This is a genomic window from Butyrivibrio sp. XBB1001 (genome assembly GCF_000424505.1).
Classification (GTDB): domain Bacteria; phylum Bacillota; class Clostridia; order Lachnospirales; family Lachnospiraceae; genus Butyrivibrio.
Genome location: NZ_AUKA01000007.1, coordinates 154,178 through 175,585, shown reverse-complemented (window position 1 = coordinate 175,585; position 21,408 = coordinate 154,178). Strand labels below are relative to the sequence as shown.

General features: G+C 40.2%; 16 protein-coding genes. 1 reads left to right on the top strand and 15 read right to left on the bottom strand.

What is annotated here, in order from left to right:
- Window positions 1-5: 5 nt before the first annotated feature.
- The 14 genes from G631_RS0108405 to G631_RS0108340 all read right to left on the bottom strand — a co-directional run bounded on the left by G631_RS0108405 (window position 6) and on the right by G631_RS0108340 (window position 18,994).
- Complete coding sequence (locus G631_RS0108405; protein ID WP_026489078.1) at window positions 6-1,802, bottom strand: HAD-IIIC family phosphatase; 1,797 nt, start codon at window positions 1,800-1,802, stop codon at window positions 6-8.
- A 23-nt stretch (window positions 1,803-1,825) separates the two neighbouring features.
- Window positions 1,826-3,043 (bottom strand): glycosyltransferase, encoded by a 1,218-nt coding sequence (locus G631_RS0108400; RefSeq protein WP_026489077.1) that lies wholly within the window; start codon window positions 3,041-3,043, stop codon window positions 1,826-1,828.
- A gap of 22 nt (window positions 3,044-3,065) precedes the next feature.
- The gene (locus tag G631_RS0108395; RefSeq protein WP_026489076.1) at window positions 3,066-3,815 is read right to left on the bottom strand and encodes an SDR family NAD(P)-dependent oxidoreductase; all 750 of its coding nucleotides are present in this window, start codon (window positions 3,813-3,815) and stop codon (window positions 3,066-3,068) included.
- Complete coding sequence (locus G631_RS0108390) at window positions 3,812-4,249, bottom strand: MaoC family dehydratase (protein ID WP_242829082.1); 438 nt, start codon at window positions 4,247-4,249, stop codon at window positions 3,812-3,814. Before G631_RS0108390 ends, G631_RS0108395 begins: the two co-directional genes overlap by 4 nt.
- Before the next feature lie 8 nt (window positions 4,250-4,257).
- A complete protein-coding gene (locus G631_RS0108385; RefSeq protein WP_026489074.1) occupies window positions 4,258-4,500 on the bottom strand; it encodes an acyl carrier protein in 243 nt (80 codons plus the stop codon).
- 51 nt (window positions 4,501-4,551) lie between these two features.
- A complete protein-coding gene (gene asnB / locus G631_RS0108380; RefSeq protein WP_026489073.1) occupies window positions 4,552-6,495 on the bottom strand; it encodes an asparagine synthase (glutamine-hydrolyzing) in 1,944 nt (647 codons plus the stop codon).
- A gap of 23 nt (window positions 6,496-6,518) precedes the next feature.
- Window positions 6,519-7,289, bottom strand: a complete 771-nt coding sequence (locus G631_RS0108375) for a hypothetical protein (RefSeq protein ID WP_026489072.1) — start codon at window positions 7,287-7,289, stop codon at window positions 6,519-6,521.
- Between the two features lie 34 nt (window positions 7,290-7,323).
- Entirely contained in the window at window positions 7,324-8,259 is a 936-nt protein-coding gene (locus G631_RS18560) for a methionyl-tRNA formyltransferase (protein WP_051197037.1), read from the bottom strand.
- A 30-nt stretch (window positions 8,260-8,289) separates the two neighbouring features.
- The gene (locus tag G631_RS18555; RefSeq protein ID WP_081671290.1) at window positions 8,290-9,735 is read right to left on the bottom strand and encodes a glycosyltransferase; all 1,446 of its coding nucleotides are present in this window, start codon (window positions 9,733-9,735) and stop codon (window positions 8,290-8,292) included.
- Between the two features lie 22 nt (window positions 9,736-9,757).
- Window positions 9,758-10,507: a DUF2334 domain-containing protein gene (locus tag G631_RS0108360; protein WP_026489071.1), complete on the bottom strand. Its 750-nt coding sequence runs from the start codon at window positions 10,505-10,507 to the stop codon at window positions 9,758-9,760.
- On the bottom strand, window positions 10,504-11,478 hold the full coding sequence (locus G631_RS0108355; protein WP_026489070.1) for an SDR family oxidoreductase: 975 nt from the start codon (window positions 11,476-11,478) through the stop codon (window positions 10,504-10,506). The genes G631_RS0108360 and G631_RS0108355 overlap by 4 nt, the downstream gene beginning before the upstream one ends.
- Window positions 11,479-11,489: 11 nt before the next feature.
- The gene (locus G631_RS0108350; RefSeq protein ID WP_026489069.1) at window positions 11,490-12,806 is read right to left on the bottom strand and encodes a nucleotide sugar dehydrogenase; all 1,317 of its coding nucleotides are present in this window, start codon (window positions 12,804-12,806) and stop codon (window positions 11,490-11,492) included.
- A gap of 147 nt (window positions 12,807-12,953) precedes the next feature.
- The gene (locus tag G631_RS0108345) at window positions 12,954-17,438 is read right to left on the bottom strand and encodes a hypothetical protein (protein ID WP_026489068.1); all 4,485 of its coding nucleotides are present in this window, start codon (window positions 17,436-17,438) and stop codon (window positions 12,954-12,956) included.
- Between the two features lie 32 nt (window positions 17,439-17,470).
- Window positions 17,471-18,994, bottom strand: a complete 1,524-nt coding sequence (locus G631_RS0108340; RefSeq protein WP_026489067.1) for a DUF4975 domain-containing protein — start codon at window positions 18,992-18,994, stop codon at window positions 17,471-17,473.
- A 233-nt stretch (window positions 18,995-19,227) separates the two neighbouring features.
- Between G631_RS0108340 and G631_RS0108335 the strand changes: the two genes are divergently transcribed.
- Window positions 19,228-20,289 carry a LacI family DNA-binding transcriptional regulator gene (locus G631_RS0108335; protein ID WP_026489066.1) on the top strand — a complete coding sequence of 354 codons (1,062 nt, stop codon included), beginning with the start codon at window positions 19,228-19,230 and terminating at the stop codon, window positions 20,287-20,289.
- 10 nt (window positions 20,290-20,299) lie between these two features.
- Here G631_RS0108335 and G631_RS0108330 read toward each other — a convergent pair whose 3' ends face one another.
- Entirely contained in the window at window positions 20,300-21,397 is a 1,098-nt protein-coding gene (locus G631_RS0108330; RefSeq protein WP_026489065.1) for a glycosyltransferase family 4 protein, read from the bottom strand.
- Window positions 21,398-21,408 lie beyond the last annotated feature (11 nt).

Genomic DNA, 21,408 nt, shown 5'->3' with positions numbered 1-21,408 from the left:
ACTTTTTATTCCTCTACAACTGTAATGACATGATTCTGGTTCTCATAGCCACCAGAAATATCAAGTCTGAAAGTTGCATTTCCTTCTTCATCTTCAGATATCTTTTCAAATCCCTGAAGCAGATAAAAATCCCTGACCATCTTGTTCTTGGCAGTTGGATAATAGTATCCGTAAATAGTCTTAACTTTGCGCAAAAGAGCTGTCTTTACCAGACTATCCATCATGGCAAACTCCATATCACGCTTAAGCACACGACAACTCATGAGCCACAGATCGATATGGAGCTCATCTCCATCCACATGACCCGCTGTTAAAGCTACTATTCCATTGTCACCAAATTTATCTTTAAGTCTTCCATAAAGAGTGATATTGCGCTTATCACCTGCTGCCTCTTCAATGTCACTCTGGGAATATCTCCTGGTAGTAAGGTTGAACTGATTGCTCTTATTGGTAAGCTGAGCAATTCGAGGCATGTACATCTTTTCAAAGGGCTTTATGACAGCCTCCATCTCAAGAGACCTCAAGTAATCGCTGTAGTCAGCAAAACTCTCTTCCAGGGCAGCTCTCTTTTTGTTGGCCATATACATCTCATTTCTCTTCATATCATCTTCTGAAATAGATGTAGCCTCAAAGAAGGCGCTGTGATCTATGAGTCTGATGTAATGCTCAGGCGCGTCTAGCTCAGGAGCACAAACGCCAGGAATCTGTCCTCTTACAATCTCACGCTCAGCAGGATTATCATCAACAAATACTAAAGACTCAGGCAAAAGAGATAACTCTGAAGCTATCTTCTTCATATTCTCGCTCTTAGGTTCCCAGTTAGCCTTTATTGCAACAAAATCATCTGGCTTTAAAGGCGCATCAGGATGCTCAAGGCCTGCTATTGCATTTTCTTCTTCATTCTTGGAATCTACAGCCAGAACTATTCCAAGATCCTTGTGGCTCTTAATATAGTCCTGAAATTCAGCATAAACCTGGCCAAGATTTGTCTCCTGGCCTATCTCAATGCCGTCAACTCCGTCATCTCCGACAATTCCGCCCCAAAGAGTGTTGTCCAGATCAAGAACAAGGCCCTTTTTATTCTTGCCATAAATCGACTTTATGATATTAGCTACGTTAAAGCTCCAGGTTGGAATGGCAGGAATACAGCATGCATATTTGTACATATGCCAGGCCTGGGGATCTGACCAGCTATCAAGGCCATAGCAGCTGGAGATATAGTTTATATCGCTGATAAAAAAGCTGCCTTCTCCAAGGGTATTATTTCTTGCAAACTCATAAAACCTGTCATTAAGCCTGTTTATAAAAGACAGCCTTCCATGGATATCGTAAACATCTCTATTGCCAAGAAGCCTGTAAAAAGGAGCCTCAAAATTATTCTGGATAATAGGACAGTGATACAGTTCATGAAGCTTATTCCACATGGCCTCAAAATGTCTGTACGTGTTATCCACAAGCTCATCTACCTGAGCTACTGTATCTCCCATGCCTGGATAATCCTTTATATTGCGGTTACTGGTATGGATGTAGATAATATCAGGATTAAAGGAAGATAATTCCTCTCCGGGAAACATTGCATCCTGCCAGTACTGGCCATACTCAGACTCATAGAAAACAGGTTCTATTCCATAGTTGAGCAAAAAGAGCTCCATGACCTTAACAATATCAGACGTGGTAGAGCCTCCAAGAACGGCTATCTTCTTCTTAATACGGCTACTTCCATCCGCAAGAAGTTCCTTCTTTATGGACCTCTTTTTTTTCATTATGTAATTGCCATCAAAAGGGTATTCAAGTTCCTTCATGTTTTGCAATTCCTTATCAGTATTTATTCAAAAATAATCTTGTCGAGATATCTTTTCCACTTAAGGTTTGTAATCTCTGGTTTATAGAAATCCTGAACCTTCGTGGCAGAAGTGCCAATTTTCTCAGCAAATTCATGGTCAGACAAAATCTTTATCATCGCTTCCTTCATGCTTTTTTCATCTGAAACAGGCACAAGGATACCATTTTCATTATTAATAATCAAATCTCTTGGTCCGCCGCAGGGACAGTCGGTTGAAATACATGGAAGTCCCAGTGACATTGCTTCTATAAGGGCATTGGGCATTCCCTCCTGCCTTGAAGCCAGAATAAACAGACTTGCCTTTTCTATGTGCTCAGCTACGTGCTTGACACTTCCTGCAAACTCACATTTTTCCTCAAGTCCAAGACTGATAGATAGTCTCTGAAGTTTCTGCCTGTCTGGCCCATCCCCGTATAGAAGTAGCTTGTAGTCCTTGAATTTATCTTTGGTTATTTCAGCAAAGCACCTCATGACAAGGGCCTGATCCTTGTTTTCATCAAGGCGTCCCACCATAACAACTGACTTCTCACGGTCTCCAACATATCTTTTTCTGATAAATGCAGGATTTAAAGCATTGGGTAAGATAGTGCATTTTCTTCTTATAAATAAAGGAAAATAATTCCTTGCCCCGGTTGACTGTACAACCACTCCTGCTGCCTTGCCAAAGGTAGCAAGCATTCCCGCCTTGAGAGCCTTGGTATTATATTCCATTTCAGGATCTGCCCTTACAGATACCACCACCTTGATACCCTCTCTTGTGGCAGTAGAAAGAGCCATGATGTTGTTTTTACCAAGAAAGCTAAGAACCAGATCTGGCTTTAACTGCCTCCAGATTTTTCTTAGCTTTTCTTTTCTCTTTGTGAAGTTCTTGATTCGTCCCTCCTGCTCATCCTTTAAAAGAGCAGAAAAGACTCTTTGGATTCCATCCTTCTCTCCACCGCTTGGATCAACCCATACTGGTTTTTCCTCCATATCAGAGACAAGTACGGCTCCGTCAGCACCTGCAGGAACCGCTTTCCAGGCAGCATGCTTGACCTCATATTCATCCCTTGCAAGATACGTAGTCACAAGCGTCACCCTGTATCCCTGTTCAAAAAAATACACGGCGAGATTAGCCATGACTCGCTCGGCTCCCCCTTTATTAAGAGAACCTATATACATTGCTATATGGGGTTTTAATGTCTTTTCCTTATCAGACATTTTCTTTTCCTCAAAAGTATTATTATAATATTACATTTCCGTTACTCAGATTAAGATTTACTCCGCTTAGATAATTACTGTCATCAGATAGCAGGAAGCAGATTCCAGGTACTATGTCATCTACTGTGGCATTTCTCTTTTCATTGCTACCCTCCGCTGCAAGAGCCACAATCTTAGGGTCTATCTCACTAAGGAGCTTGGTCTCTATCATGGATGGGGAAATAGCATTTATGTTTATCTTCTTGCCAGCATTATCTGCTGCAAGCTGCCTTACAACTCCAAGCAGCATTGATTTTACTGCAGTATACTCCAGCATTGATTTCTGAGGTTGTCCTGTAACAACGCTTGAAAGAGCTACAACTACTTTGTTATGATCTTTCCTCTTTACCATGGCAGGGAGAAAGGCCTTCATGATCTCAACAAAAGAATACACCTGAATCCTGACATTTCTGTCAATTCTATATCTGTCAAAATCTTTGAGCCTTGTATATACAAGCTTGGATGCAGGAAGATGCACGACATGAGTTGGAATAAGTTCCCTCTCCTCTATAGCAGAAATAAAAGCCTGAACCTCTTTTTCATCAGAAAAATCAGCCTTCAGTGTAATGCCCTTATTATTGTTTTTGAATTCTATCTTCTTAAGAGCCTCATCACTTGAATGGTAATGCAGAACAAAAGAGCTGTCTGTATACTCTTCATTTAATCTCTTAAGTAGTGCTACTCCCAAGTCTGAGGAAGCACCTAATATCAAAAAAGTCTTACCACTTTTCATTTAAGGAACCCCGCTAGAATTTTAGCCTTGCTGACCTTTTTGCCGTCCTGATTTGTAATTGTTGCTACAATATCGATAGTTCTTGTTGCCTCATGCTTTTCCTTGACATATCCTGCCACCGTAAGAGTGTCTCCTATAAATACAGGATTTTTAAAGGACGATTCCACCGAATGCAAAAGGCAGAACTTTCCAGGCAGGTATACTCCTGCAAGCCTTGAGTAGAATGATGCTGTAAGCATTCCATAGACAACTCTTGAATCAAATCCCTGCTCTTTTGCAAAAGCCTCATCCATGTGAAGAGGATTGTCATCTCCTGAAATCTCATAGAATTTCTGCATCATCTCAGCTGTGACTGTGGTACTAAACTCAGCCTTTGTGTATTCTTTTTTATCTTCTTCTTTGGATATTATTTCCTCAAATCTATACTCGTTCACTAAAAACCTCAATCAAGCTTTTCAAGAATGATATCTACCATCTCGCCTACGTTTTTCATGGTTACAATCTGTCCCATATCAAACTTAATATCAAACTCATCCTCAATGGCATTTACAAGATTGATATGCTCAAGTGAATCCCAATCCTCAATATCATCAGCTGTTGTCTCTTCTTCTACAGTGATGCTCTCATCATCAAAAACATCTCTGAAAATCTCATTTAATCTCTCAAAAACTTCTTCTCTTGTCATTTTAAAAATCTCCTTAAATATAATTATCTAATATCATTACACAACACGGTTTTAACCAATGTAATAATTGTACCATTGCTGGAATATGTAGAAAGACCAGGCAATCTTGCTGAAATTAGCACCGGTTGTGTCACCTGCATCTCCTGTAACAACATAGTTGTTGATAAATCTTGATACATATTCCGGATCAAATATCCCCTGCTTCTTTAAAAAAGAAGTACTGCTATAGTCAAGAAGCTGTTCCTTTAAGGGGCCTCTGAGCCATTGGTCCATAGGAACACCAAATCCGGTCTTGGGCCTTTCAAGCAGCTCTTTTGGTATATAGTCATAAGCAATATCTTTCAGGATATGCTTTTTATCACCTTTATAATACTTAAATCTGTGAGGAATTCTGAAGGAATACTCCATCACAGCTGTATCCATGATCGGGCACCGGTTTTCTAAGGAATACTTCATGGATGCTCTGTCCATCTTAACCAAAATGTCCTCTGGAAGATAGGTCTCCATATCTAGAAGCATTCGCCTTGTTTGGAAATTATCCACCTGATACAAGGTCTCCATCGGATATAGGACAGGTGCCATATTGTCCTTCATATTATAGTCAGTCGAAAGATACTGCTCTGCTGTCATTGGCCTGTCCAGACTCTCTTGCCCTGTGATAAAAGCATGTGAAGCCTTGACATATGCCTCAGATATGAGCTGTGTCTTGGTCTCAGGATTTCTGTTTCCTGCAACCACTCTTACTCCAAAAGGCATTCTGTCAATGAGCCTTCCACCTGGAATCGGAATCTTTCCCAGGGTACTTACCATAGCACCTGGAACATCTAGTAGCTGAGCCTTTCTGACATATTCATAAACATTATATCCGCAAAAGAACTCATCTCCTCCATCTCCTGAAAGAGCAACCGTAACATCCTTTTTAGCAAGCTTACTGACCAGCATTGACGGAATCTGAGATTTATCTGCAAAAGGTTCATCATAATACTGAGGGATACTCTTGACCAGATCAAACATCTCTTTTTCTGTACAGTACAACTCTGTATGTTCACATCCCAGGTATTTCGCAACCTCCTTGGCATACTCAGCTTCATTGTACTTGGGCACATCAAAACCAATACAGAAAGTTTTAACAGGCTTATCAGACATTTCCTGAGCAATAGCTGTAACAAGAGATGAGTCATATCCGCCGGAAAGAAAGGTTCCTATTGGAACATCCGCTATCATTCTACCAGCCACAGAATTTCTAAGGCGCTGTTTGAGCCCTTCCTTGGCCTCCTCATAGCTGATTATCTGATTCTGACTTTCTTTCTTGTAGACTTCCTTGATATCCCAGTATTTCCATTTACTGATATTGCCGTTTCTAAATCTTAAAATGCTACCAGGTTCAAGTTTGTAGACATCCTTAAAAATAGTATCCGGAGCAGCAATGTACTGATTATAAAGATATCTTGGAAGCAGTTGCGTTCTGATCTCACTCTTAAAGCCAGGACACTTCATAATAGGCTTAAGCTCAGAGCCAAAAACGATATTACCATCATCTACCCAATAAAATAAAGGTTTTTTGCCAATCCTGTCTCTTATAAGGAAAACATCCTGAGTTTCCCTGTCATATAGGGCAATAGCAAACATGCCATGAATGTGATCAACCATTCCAATGCCCCATTTCATGTAGGCCGCCAGGATGACCTCTGTATCACAGGTAGATTTATAGGGATATTCTTTTAGTTCTTCCTTGAGTTCAAGGAAATTATAAATTTCGCCATTAAATACAATTGAGACCCTGCCGTTTGCTGAGTGCATAGGCTGATGTCCTAGCGGTGACAGATCAAGAATCGAAAGTCGTCTATGGGCAAAACCGATGCTATAGCCATCTGTTCCTTCATAGATAGCAATCCCACTATCATTAGGACCGCGATGATACATCGTATCATTCATGATCCTGAGTTCATCTTCCATTATTCTTTTTTTAGATATATAGCCGCATATTCCGCACATCAGGCATTTAGCTCCAAAGTCTTTTACAGACCATACTCATCAAAAGGGATCTTGTCAAAATTGTCGCGAAGTGGCCCAAAATCTTTGCACTCATTGTCAATGGAATCTATAAGTTCTACATATTTCTCATTTACAAGAGTCTTGTAATTTTCAAGATTGTCATATCCTGCCTTGGTCCAGGCAAAAGGATGTGTCAGGATCTGAATCTTCTTGTGTCCTGCCATGGACTCTGCATCAGGATAGCCATATCTCCAAATGTGGTTAGCATCAGACATATACTTAACTTCAAGCTTGGATTCAGGCGTAGCCTTTGGATCAAAAGAGAAAAACTCGTCCTGATAAGCATTTATAATTCCTGGAATCTTGATATTCTCCGCAAGAACATCTGGTGATGGCCTGTGAATTGAAAAAGAATTTATCTTAAATCCCAGCATATTGCTGAGCATATCAATTTCCTGCTTGATTCTCTCTCTTACAAGCTGCATATCTGTCATGCCATTAAGAGCGAAATGAAGGCCGATGTTCTGTCCTCTCTCATGCATGTCTGTGAGGATGTCTCTATTTTTTCTGGAGAGAATGTTATAGGAATTATTGGTCCACTGGAAAAAGAATGTAGACCTGAAATCCATACTCTCTTCAACCTTGGAAAGGGCGTATGCTCTTTCTACTGAATATTCCACATCATGGCGCATTATGATGAAAGAATCTCTTTCAAGTGCTTCCTCATAAGTAGCATTAAGGCCTGTGTCCTTAACTGCTTTTATTATTTCTCTATAATCGTTATATGAAAACATTGATAGCTCCTGCTTTTTGTTTTTTGAACTCTGTTTATATAAGTAGCATCTTTGAAGTCAATGTTACTTCACTTTCGTATCTGTCTATTCTGATTGATCCATCAACAGTTCTAACAATTGGCTTATTGTCAAACACATCGATGATTTCTCCTGGGGCATAGCCCGAGAAATCCATCATTTCATCAAAAGGATGTGCCTCCCAAATTGTAACTTTGTGCTCATCATCCTCTTTATCTGCATAGCAAAATGCTCCTGGGAAAGGCGCTGCAACGCCGCGGATCAGATTGTAAATATTTCTGGTTCTGTCTTTAAAATCTATTTTTCCGTCTGCCGCTGTACGTTTATTGTACCATGAATCGTAATCCTTTGAATCAGTACGAATAGGTATCTCACCCTTTTCCATATAGGTTGTCACAAGCTTTCTGATAAGATTCTTGGAACATATCATATTCTTGTACTGAGCTGATCTGATATCATCGTGTTCATTTATCTGAAACATTTCTGTTGCAAAAACATTTGGACTGTCTGCATGCTCATCATATCTGAAAAGATTTAGATTAAATCTGCTATCTCCCAGAATGATCGACCAGTTAAGGGGTGATCTTCCTCTTCCAAATGGAAGATATCCACAATTTCCATGAAATCCGTAAATGCCTGCCTTAAAGGCATCAAGTACTTCCTTGGGAACAAGCCTCTGCCATCCCATTACTATTCCAAGATCAAAGGTATTTTCAGAAATGAACTTTTTAGTTCTGTCGTCATTTAGAAAATAGCTGTCCGCCTCAAAAACCGGGATTCCATAATCATCAGTAAAATGCCTAAGTCCCTTAAAGCCTGATACCTGATTGTGCTCAAGTACCTTGGGAGCAATTGTGATTATAAGATCTACCGGACATAACTCCTGTCTTATAAACTCTATGATATTCTCTGAAGTATCCTTAACTCCAAACACAACAACCTTATAATGCATTATTCAAACCTCTTAAAATATTGTTTATACTCAAAAGTGACCACTTTCATAAAAGAAGCCCAATAGTCTGGCCTGAGCCTTAACATCAAAGCCGGCAGCCCGTAATTTACTCAGTATATAGACTGATGACTGTGACCTGTCACCAATTGAATACTCTATCGCCCTGTGCATATCTCCTCTTGATTTCTTAAGAGCAATACCATCATCGAATCCGGTATCTTTATCAAGAAGTTCCAGGTCGGGCATATCTTCTGGCTCAAAAATGCTCTCAGCTCTCTCGCCCGCAATTGCAGTAAGTGTCCTGTTAAGCTTGATTTCTTCCTGAAGGACATCGCTATGATAGTCCTCATGCAGCATAAGATCATCAAGGATCTTTCTTGCCCAGTCTCTTGGCTCTGAGTTTATGCTACGCATGGAAACCAGTTCTGTTACATTAACTTCAGGTGTTACCGTATCAGATACAAGGCACTGAAGTCCTGCTGCCTGGGCCTCTACTACGCTTCCCGGAAGTCCCTCGTATCTTGAGGGGAAGCAAAAATAATCCATTGCCTGATAATACTCGCTGGCATTACTCTTATTGCCCGCGAATATACATCTGTCATAGATGTGAAGCTTGTCAGCAAGTTTCCTCATATCGTCCATAAGCGGGCCCTTGCCCAACATAAGAAGTCTTATTCTCAGCCCATGGAGCATGCTGTACTGATTAAGGTCATCATTGTCGAGAAGCCTGCAGACCTGAGCAAAGACATTTAGCAAAAACTCATGGTTCTTGGCATATCTAAAGCTTCCAACATGGCCTATAACAATGGCGCTACTAACTCCAAGTTCTTTCCTTATCTTGTTTCTGGTCTCTTCGTTATAGGCAAATCTCTTTAGGTCTATGGCGTTCGGAATTATCCTTACATTACCTGCATCTACCATTTCCTTGCCAAAAACTGCTATACCAGCCTCTCTGGAGCAGGCAAAATTATAATCTGCTACACCTTCTCTATGAAGAGGGGCTCTAAAAAGTCTTTTAGCAAGGCCTTTAACTCCCTCATCACCACCAGCAACTCTGGCATGTGCTATGCAGACTGGCACTCCGCTTCTCTTAGCTATAGGAAGATAAATAGCAGCTGTGCCTGTCAAATGTCCCTGCACAAACTTCCATTCTCCCTGGTGTTCCTTGAATAGTCGCTTAAGAGCAGCCTTATATTCAGCCATATTTGTTCCCACGAATTTAGGGACGCAAAAAATCCTGCCACCAAGCTTTTTTACGCTATTATCAAAATAGTCCGGCTCCCTCACTGCCATCAGTTCATCAGAAGTCGGACTCTTTTTACCTGTTTTTTCTGGAGAATAATGTACTAGGAAATCAAACTGTATCTTGTCCCTATCCATATTGCGATAAAGATCAATGATACGACATTCTGCTCCACCAACACCAAGTCCCCCTAATACGTGGAGTATTCGTATTTGTCCATACCCGTATTCCATACAAGTTCACCCTATATGTGTTTCACTTTTTTGCCAGATTTCTTCTTAAGTATACCGCATAATACTTGGCTCTGGCTGTCATATATTCCCAAGTTTCCTCCTTGAGCGTTCTAAGTCTTGTCTCATACTTATCATACTCGTCAAAAGAAACTATGTCTCCCTTTTCAAAAAGCTTCTCAAAGGCATCTAAATCCCTGTTTGTCATAGCCCCAATATGATAAACAAAGGTGACTATTCCATCTTCCTTGCTGGCAAGGGCTCTGCTCTTACTGATGGCAACAGGGTAAAATGTCATACCATCCAATTCATAAGGTCCATCACCAAAGCCATCTGAAACCCTGTGAAAGCCATTGGTCCTGAGGGCCTTTAAAGTATATTTATCGTAGGAATGAGATGGAGCCATAAAAAAGTCGGTATTAATACCGTGCTTTCTGAAAATCCTCTTTCCCTCTCTTATCATTTCATCCTGCCTCTGATAAGAAAGGCCGGCAAATTCAGATTTATCGCTTATCGGGAACATACCAGATTTTCTAGTGTTATATACATGATTGTAACCATGCATAGCCACTATCCATCCCTGATTCTGGAGATTTTTTATGTACTCCCAGAAATCAGCTCTTGGCTCGCATTTCCTTAGCTTTTTATCTTTATTGTCTGGCACCACACCTATTAGCGGCTTAATGTCGTATTTATCCAAAATGGCTTTAAATCTTTCGAACTTTTTAAAATCCATTTCTGGTGTGATGTCGTCAATTCTGATTGTTATTTTCATAGGTTCTCTTTATACCACTCTATAGCAAGCTCGATACCAGCCTTAAAATCATAAGAAGGATCATAACCAAGATTCTGTCTAGCCTTAGAAATATCAGCATTTGAATCTCTGATATCACCTGCACGTGGCGGTCCAAAAACAGGCTCAACGTCCATTCCAAGAGCATCTGTTAAGTGATGATAAACATCAATAAGGAATTCTCTTCCGCCTGCTCCAATGTTATAAGCCTCGCCTGCTGCCTCAGAAGAAGCAAGACACGCACGAAGGTTACCCTCGATTACGTTATCAACATAAGTAAAGTCTCTTGACTGCTTACCATCACCATTGATAGTTGGTGTCTCGCCATTCATAAGCTGGCGAAGGAACTTAGGGATAACAGCAGCATATGCGCCATTTGGATCCTGTCTTCTTCCAAATACATTGAAGTATCTAAGTCCATAGGTATCAAGTCCATAGAGCTTTTTGTAAAGCTTACCATACTCTTCGTCTGTCTTCTTGGTAAGAGCATAAGGAGAAAGGACATTTCCCTCCTGTCCTTCCTTTTTAGGAAGAGTTGTTGAATCACCATAAACAGATGAGCTTGAAGCATAAACGAACTTCTTGACACCATTCTGTCTGGAAGCTTCCATCATATTAAGTGTTCCCCTGATATTGATCTCCTCGTATAAAAGAGGCATCTCAATACTCCTAGGTACACTTCCCCAGGCAGCTTCGTTAAGAACATAATCTACGCCCTTAGCTCCTTCCATGCAGGCATCAAGGTCTCTGATGTCCTTCTCAAGGAAAGTAAACTTAGGATTACTCATAAATGGCTGTATATTCTCGATATGGCCAGTAGAAAGGTTATCCATACATCTTACTGTATAGCCCATATCAAGAAGTGCTTCACAAATATTTGAACCGATAAATCCTGCTCCACCAGTTACAAGAAAAACTGAATCTGCAGGGAATTTTAAATCTCTAAATCCCATTTTATATCTCCTTATAGGCGCCAGTAATCAAACTCTGGCGCTTTGTAGTCTTCAAGATTGTAAATACCCTTAAGGTCCATAAATACCTTAGTGCTGTGGTTGGCATTGAAGAACTTTGCAATGTCAGCTGGCTTGTATGCCTTGAAATCATCGTGAGCTACAGCCATGATAACAGCATCCATATCCTTGACAGCATCCATAGAGTCAAACTCTATGCCATAAAGTTTCTTAGCCTCGTCTGCATCAGCCTGTGGGTCTACAACTATAGGTGTAATGCCGTACTCGCCAAGTTCATTGTAGATATCAATAATCTTAGTATTACGTGTATCTGGGCAGTTCTCCTTGAAGGTAAATCCAAGGATTGCAACCTTAGCGTTCTTGACAGGAATGTCATTGGCAATAAGACGCTTAACTGCTGACTCTGCTATATATTTGCCCATGTCATCGTTGATACGACGGCCTGAGAGAATGATCTGTGAGTGATAACCAAGTTCCTCAGCCTTGTATGTGAGGTAATATGGGTCAACACCAATACAGTGTCCACCAACAAGACCTGGACGGAAGTTAAGGAAGTTCCACTTTGTACCTGCTGCCTCAAGGACGCTCTTGGTATCGATTCCCATCTTGTTGAAGATCATTGAAAGCTCGTTCATGAATGCGATGTTGATATCACGCTGTGAGTTCTCGATAACCTTGGCAGCCTCAGCAACCTTAATGGACTGAGCCTTGTATACGCCTGCAAGAGCTACGAGGCTATATACGTTTGCAATTTCTTCAAGTGTTTCCTCATCCATACCTGAAACGATCTTGGTGATTGTATCAAGTCTGTGAACCTTGTCACCTGGGTTGATACGCTCTGGTGAATATCCTACCTTGAAGTCTACACCGCACTTAAGGCCTGACTCTTCTTCAAGGATAGGAACGCAGATATCCTCTGTTACTCCAGGATATACTGTTGATTCATATACTACGATTGAACCCTTTGTAAGGTACTTACCAAGTGTACGGCTGGCACCCTCAACAGGTGTAAGATCTGGTGTATGATCATCATTAACTGGTGTTGGAACCGCAACTACGTGGAACTTACACTCGCGGAGCTTCTCTGGATCTGCAGTGAACTCAACTGTTGTCTCCTTGATAGCATCATTACCAACTTCTCTTGTTGGATCGATTCCGTTTTTATAAAGCTGAACCTTGGCAGCATTGAAATCATAGCCTACTACCTTAATCTTCTTGGCATATGCTACAGCGATTGGCATACCAACGTAGCCAAGTCCTACAAGTGAAAGTTTCTCCTCTCCTGAAAGGAGCTTCTCATATAAACTCATTGTGTTTCCTCCACACTAATCATGTTCTTTTTTCAAAAATTTACATACATAGTTATTATACTACGCATGTCAAACTGAGCAAATTATAACTTATAAGCCGGCTACTATCATTTTTAAATCTCATGATAATAGCCGGCTTACAGTTGTTTACTCTACTGGTTCAATTGTTACAGCAAGTCTTCCTCCGTCATAGCTGTCGTTACCATCAGGATCAATCGCAAACATAACGATGTCTCCTTCATGGACAACGTACTCCTCATAGAATGGTATCTCTTTTTCTGAGTCATAATTGCCCTGGATGTCTCCGCCAATCCATTTCTTTTCCTCACCGTTTACAAAAATTCTCATGCAGACTCCATTTGCATATGGATCTTCATTGTTGGCAAACTTGGTGTAGCTGCCATAAACCTTGATCTTGCCGGTCTGTGCCACCTGCCAGCTATATGCTGCATTTCTGCCATTTCCAGGTTCTACAAAATCTCTTTTAAGCTCTGGCTTGCCATTATTGTAATATCTGTCGTTATCTGGGTCATAGGACAACTCTTCAAAATTCTTGCCATCCCAGTCGCACATTCCATAGTGCCAGCCGTTTTCTCCCTGCTGACCAAATGCCTCATACAGATTTGTACGGTTTTCTCGCTCATCCTCGCCCTCAGGCTTATCTTTTGACTCATAAATATTCACAGAAAGTCTTCCGGCATCATAAGCTGTATTGCCCTTAGAACCTATTACAAAGGATAGCTTGTCTCCTCTTTTTACATCCAGCTTTGTGAGCATGATCTCAACTTTATTATCATTACTATCTCCCTGGAATGCTTCTACATCCTTCTGTTCGAGAACTTCTTCATTCAAAAGAACTGTAACCAAAACTCCGTCAGGATAATCTGGGTTTGCATCATTATGGCCAAATTTTGTGAAATCTGAAAGGATATCTATCTTACCATCCTCATATACAACCCATTGATATATTGCATCTTTCTTTTCTCCTGGATGAACAAAATCTTTTTTGATCTCAAGATTTCTATTAGAAGGTGATATGAATGCTGTTTTATCCTCATTTGTATAAACTAGTACTCTTGCACTGTTTACGTCTTTTCCTTCCAGGAACCACCATCCATCCTGACCCTGCTTAAATGTTTCAAGATTTCCAAGAGTTGTATTATTTTTTCTTTCTGCCTCCCCAACATCTACCCTGATTCCATCAGAATCAGCAATATCAATTTCAAGCCTTCCGCCATCCCAGGCGTTATTCTTGTTGCATCCTATATCAAATGTCAGGATATCGCCTTTCTTTACAGGTAATCTTTCAATAGCAATTTCTTTTGAATTATCGTTTCCTTCTCCCTTAGATACGCCACACGTATCGTTATAAAGCCTTGTATTATTGTGGAAAACTTGTATTGTAACTCCATCTGGCCAACTTGCATTTGGATCGTTATGTCCAAATTTCACATACTGTCCGCTTACGTCTATATATCCATCGGATGCAACTACCCATTTATACATTGCATCTGCATTTAATCTAGGCTGGACAAAATCCTTCTTTACTTCGAGTCCTTTAGCCTTTCTTGAAACATATCCTGTTCCGTCATCAGTCTTTTTTGAAAGAACCTCTGCTCTGTCTATGCTCCTTCCTTCAAGGTAATACCATCCGTTGCTTCCCTGATCTCCAAAGTCATAGGCAAGATTAGCATAGTTTCTGCCACTTTCATTTACCATTTTTTGCGTTCTAAGTTCAGCATCTTCAATGACAAAAGTGAAATTGCCCCCATCATAGGCAGTATTTTCCTTACCATCTACTAACAGAGTAATGCAATCTCCTGGACGAACATCCAGGCCTTTTACTGTTAAGTCTTTAGTGACTTTTTCACTGGTCAAAGGTGCAAAATCCTCTTTTTTAAGTACGTCCTTGTTTTTATAAAGATACACTGTCACTCCGTCAGGCCAGTCAGGATTCTTATCCTCATTTAAAAGCTTAGTGTAAGTTGCATAGATATCTATTTTTCCTTCCTTGGCCGCAACCCACTTCACATTAGCAGATCTCCCCTTGTTGGCTGGCATGATGAAATCGCGCTTTATCTCTATTCCATCCAGGGTAGCATACTTCTCTCCGTTTTCCTCAAGGCGCTCTACATTCACTGCAAAACCCGGGTCCTGATAATAGCCCGACTGGTAGCACCAGCCATTTTCTCCCTGTTTTCCAAAATTCTCCTGAATAGAGGCGTTATTAGTGCGCTCCTTCTCCCAGTTTATTACATCCTTTTCTGTTTCACCTGTAAGAGGAGACAGACCTTTTATCGAGAATTCATACAAGCCTGCGTCATAGGCATTATTATCCTTGCAATTGATGACCATTGAAATATAGTCATCCTTATAGACATCAACTCCTGCTACATCTAGTCTTTTCGTGATTTCAGTAGTTTCCGCAGCAAATTCCTGCTGAACAAGGATTATATCGTTATGATAAAGTGTCACCCTTGTTCCATCGGGCCAGCTTGGATTTTTGTCTTCGTTTTTTAGCTTAGTGTAGGAAGCATCAATCTTAATGACTCCATCCTGAGCGACTTTCCACTTTATGACGGCAGATTTTCCTTTTCCAGGATTTACAAAATCTCTCTTGATCTCCAGGTCTCTTGAGTCCACATATCTTTCTTCCTCAGTGCTATAATTTTTCATGTTATAGGCAACAAAGGGCGCATCTCCTACACTTTCCTGGTAGAACCAGCCATTCTTGCCCTGATCGCCAAAATCATACTTAACGTCAGCAAAGTTCTGTCTTGTCTCGCAATCATTTATTGAAATATCATTTTCTGTTTTTGCATCTGTAAGGTCAAAAATGGAAAACTCGTATTTTCCTGCATCATAGGCGTTATTAGTCTTTCCATTTATCACCATAGTTATGCAGTCATCTTTTTTGACATTTAAAGACTCAACGTCCATTCGCTTTGTTATTTCCTGCTTGGTATCTGCCGCGAATTCTTCCTGCTTAAGCACTTCGTCGTTATGATAGAGTGTAACCTTTGTTCCATCAGGCCAGCTGGGATTTTTATCTTCGTTTTTATACTTTGTATATGATGCATTTAACTTGATAGTTCCTGTCTTTGCTACTTTCCACTTTATAACTGCAGACTTGCCTTTTCCCGGATTCACAAAGTCGCTTTTTATCTCAAGATAGCTGCTGTCAAAGTATCTGTACTCCTTGTCGTCGAATACACGCATGTTGCAAACATCATTAGGGTCATCTCCATAGCCCTCCTGATAAAACCAGCCATTTTCTCCCTGTTTTCCAAAATCATACTTTACATCAGCATAGTTTTCTCTGGTTTCATTTCCCGGAATCAGAATGTCTTTTTCTGTAGTCGCATTTGTTCTATCCAGAATTGCTATATCAAACGCTCCTCCATCATATGATGCATTTCCTCCAGCTTCTACAACAAAGTACAATCTGTCAGTGGTTTTTACACTTACATTCTTTTCTCTAAAAGAAATCTCGTTCTTCCCCTTTTTAGGTGCTGATACTTTCTGTGAAAAGAGTTTTTCCTGATTTTTATATACTGAAACAGTAACTCCATCTGGCCAGTCAGGATTGCCATCGTTTTGCTCAAACTTGGCATAGGTTCCTCTTACTTCAACTGCCCCATCAATTGCAGGCTGCCAGCATAGCATTGCTGCATCATTTATCGCAGGATGGATAAAGAATTGGCTAATAGAAAGATTTGGAGATGTAGCATTCATGTACTCTCCATCTTTTTCTGTAGATACAAGTTTGGCACTCTTTACACTCTTGCCACACATATATGTCCAGCCATTGTTTCCCTGCTTTCCAAAATCATCTATGGAATATGCGTTATTATCAATTCTGCCTGTGTCTCTAACTGCGCTTGGTCCCTTGGCGTCTACATCTGAAATAGCAACATATAATGAACCACCGTCATAGGCATTGTTCATATTAGGGTCAACAACAAAATACAGACTTTCAAGCTCATCCACATGTATATCTTTTAATGATTCCTCTACAACATCTTCTTTATCTGTCTTTGCGTCCACCTTGTATCTACCGATAGGCTCATCTCCTTTATACACATAGAGAGTTACTCCATCTGGATACATAGGGTTTTTATCGTTGTTGACATTCTTAACATAGGTAAGGTCAATGTTGATATTGCCATTTTCAGCAGCTCTCCACTCAAGTATAGGAGAAGTCTCTTCTGCTGTATGTATGAAATTGGATTTGATCTCCATTCCACTTTTGCCTATCTGGAAGTATTTCTCTCCATCAAAAGATTCAACTCTTTTTGATCTTGATGGATCCTGAGATGAACCATATCTGTAAAACCATCCATTATTGCCCTGTTCTCCAAAATCTGCCACGTTAAAAGCGTTATTGGTGCGGTTTTCATCGTCTACAAATTCCGGTTCCACGTAATTATCTGAATTAAAAGAAGATGGCCAGGAGCTGGCAAGGGCCATGATCTCATCCCCAATAGTTACTATTTCAGGCTTGTCTATTTCCCCTTTTGGAGCCCCAAACGCTGCAACAGCCGTACACAATAGAGCAATTGCAAAAGACCCCCCTATAGCAATTTTATATTTCAAAAATACTTTTATTATTTTTTCTAATTTTGTCCCCACAAGTATTTCCTCCCATACGATGGCAATGCTCTTTACTTATATGCCCTTAAACCATCAAAGCTAACTTTCGAATTGACACTAAATACGCCAAAATCTGAGCCCTGAGACATGTACATTCTAGTGGTAAAAGCTATCTCATAATTGACATACATGCATACCACACCATCTGCGATCAGCATAGATACATCAAGTTCATCCTTGTCTGATATGTCATAATCCACATAAGACTGGGCTGTTCTCTCCATGATGTTGCTTCCGTTGTAGAACTCGATTCTCTTATTCGCGCCATTAAACACAATATTCAGTCTTCCGACACTCTCTTCATTAGTGTCAAAGCAGAACCCGAACATGCCTTCCTTGTCAAAGTCTCTGATAGTGGTCTTTACAAGATAGCTCCCCATTAGTTCCTTGAATCCTGCCATCTCATATTGTTCTCCTGCAAAAGAGATATTTCCCTCAGTTTCAGTATATTCTGCTGAACCAGTCATCTTCTCTGGCCTTAGGGTTAGCTCATTGGATAAGAGTTTTTCCAAATCCTCATTAAGTACAGGAAAAAGACTTCCGTCCTCTCGCTGATAAAGCTGATGTGTGACCATATTTCCTCCCCAGTCATAGTCCTCACTGTCTGTATGCTTTTTCTTGGTTCCATTCCAACCTACAATAAACAGCTTTTCCCCATCAGTTTCCATTCTTCCTGCATAAAATCCGTTGCAGTCAAAAATATCCTGCTCTGGTATTTCAAAAGGTCCAGCAAAGCTGTCCGCAATTCTGTAATGAACAAGTCTGTGTGGCCACTGATCTGAAAAAGATAAGTACCACTTACCTTTATAAGAAAGAAGTGTAGGGCATTCCAAATTTGAATCTGTCCCCATGTCATTTTCAAAGAAAACGCCCTTATCTTCCCAAGTCTTTAAATCCTCTGAAGTATATCTTGCTATGACGCCTATGTTATTCTTTCTGGTAGCCACCAACATCGAATAGCAGTTTTCATCCTCTACGTAAAAGACATAAGGATCTCTGAAATCGTTTTGTGAATAATTTTCATTTGCATAAAGCGTATCTTCAGGAATCTTCTCCCAATTTTCCATGTCTGTACTTACAGCATGCATCACTGCTTCTTTTGGCTCATACATATCATTGTGTCCAGTATAAAATGCATGATAAGTGCCGTCCTTATCCTTGATCACGCTTCCTGTTCCAAGCGCAATATCCTGATCTTCTACAGTTTCTCCATAGTTGATGACTACTCCTTTGTCATCGTATGTTGTAAAGTCAGCGGTCTTTATCAGCCCCCATGGATGATACCCCTGCTTGCCATCTCTTTGATCCGCCAGATAAAAAATGTTGTATTCACCATTGTCATAAAATGGCATTGTATCGCCCACAAGCCCCTCTACTGATACAGGAAATATAACATGATCTTCAAAACTCTCCCCAAGATAATTTTCTTCCTCTGCTATTTCCTCTGCAGGTTCAACTTCTTCTTTTTGATATGAGCATCCAATACTTAAAAAAGTAATAATGCCAATCATTAATAATGCTTTTGTTCTGCCCATAATTCCTCCCTTGGTGCTTTTGCACTATATATTGACAAGTACAATATAGCATTATGTGTCATTTGTATCAATTATAAAGTGCATATGTCACACATTTTCGTGTAAATACACTTATTAAAGGGGTTGGTTTTGTATAAAATGCACACTTGAGATTTAAAAAATGTTACATTTGACACATTGCAATAGTCGGGTTATGATGAAATGCAGAAAAAACTATTGAGGTGATATTAGGAATGGGAAAAAGAGTAACATTACAGGAAATTGCAGATGCACTTGGAATGTCGAGAAATACTGTCTCCAGAGCACTTAATAACTCAGGAAGCGTATCTATAGAAACTAGAAATAAGATTTGTCAGATGGCTACAGCCATGGGTTACAAACAGTTTAGCCTGGTGGATGTATCTGATGCTACATCAAGCACTCTTTTGCCTTCTAAAGGCAGCAAAACTGAAATTGCACTTTTTACGCACTCTTTTCCCGGTGCTTCTCACTCAGGAACAAAGCTCCTTGCGGCTTTCCAGAACAGGATTGATTCATTGGGTTATAAGCTATCCATAAACATCATTAAGGATAACGATATAGAATCCTTAAGCCTGCCTTCCAATATTTCACTTGATAATATTGCAGGAATACTTTGTATTGAGCTCTTTTCTGAGCAATACAGCAAATTCCTATGTGGCCTTAATATACCAATTCTATTTGTGGATACTCCAATCCTGCAGAGAATAAACTTAGATGCGGACACACTTTTTATGGAAAATCTTTCCAGTGTCTACCGCCTTTTGGATTCTTTTATTAAAAACGGAAAAAGAAGAATATCTTTTGTGGGTGACAGATTTCATTGCCAGTCCTTCTACGAGAGATGGCAGGCATATGTTTCTGCAATGACAGATAATGGGATCAGCATAGATACTGACCTGTGTATTTTAGACGACGACTCAAGTCCTTATCATGACATAAATTATCTTGCCACCAGGATAAGCCAACTTAGTCAAATGCCAGAGGTTTTCTTTTGCGCCAATGATTTCCTGGCCATTTGTACAATAAAAGCTCTAAGGCAGCTTGGGAAGAATGTTCCCGGAGACGTGTCAGTATGCGGATTTGATAATGCACCAGAAGCAACCATCATTGAGCCCAGCCTTACTACTGTAAAGATTCATTCAAGTTCAATGGGCTATACTGCAGCTGATCTTCTGCTTTCAAGGATTGCAAACCCTCATACTCCTTACAAGAAAACCTATATTGAAACAGATATCATAATAAGAGATTCAACAGAAAAAATGATCAGACAATAAAAAAGTCTGATCATTTTCTTTCTATTTCTTTATCATATGCATTTATTACAATATTTCTGTCAAAGTGTTTTTCTACCCATCTTCGACCGGCAAGCCCCATTTCTTTTCTCTGATCTTCTGAAAGAGATAAGATTTGTTCCACTGCTTCTATCAGAGACTTTGAATTACGGGCTTCAAAGAGATATCCACTCTTTCCTACATCTACAGTTTCTTTACACCCGTTAACGTCTGTTGCAAGTACTGGCCTGCCGCAAGCTGCAGCCTCAAGCAGCACATTGGATAGCCCTTCATGATAAGAAGGATGAACCACAATATGGCTTGCAGCCATAACATCTGGCACATTGTCAATATGCCCATAGTACTTAAGATAATTCATCTTGACAAGGTCATTTATCTCTGGCTCAAAATCAGCTCTCTCATCTTCCTCGTACTCTCCAGCGAGTTCAAAAAAGACGTTGGGATTTTCTGGTTTAAGTGCTCTTACCATTTCGAAGTATTCTGAAACGCCCTTATCTTTCATCACTCTCATTACAGCAAGAATATGAATTCCAGCCTGTTCAGAAGGATATTCTGAAAGAGGGTGTTCTATAAGATTAACTCCAGACCCTGGCAAAAGACCTGCATTTTTCGTGGCAACTCCTCTATCCTGCATGAACTTCATGTTTCTTTCATTTTGGAAAAAGACTTTTCTGGCTTTTTTCATAGAAACCGAGTAGAGCTTTAATAGTATTTTACTCAGCATCCCGCCTCTTTCAATGGCTTGTCCAAGTCCTGTGACATTGCATATATACGGGACTTTTTTTATTCTTGCTGCCAACGCTCCATAAATATTGGGCTTTATAGTATAGGTCAGAACTACCCCTGGTCTTACTCTCCTTATTGTGCGCATATACTGCCTAAAGAGCTTAAAGTCCTTTGCAGGGTTCATACCATGCCTCTCTAGTGGAGCCTCTAGCAGAGTAACACCCAGTTTTTTTAGTTTGACACAGTTTTCATCAAAAGGAACAGACACGAAAACCTCGTGTCCGTTCTTCTGAAAATTCTCTATCAGCTCTTTTCTAAACAAATATAATCCGTTGGCATAATTTGTAAGAATCAGTATCTTCATTAGATTGCTTT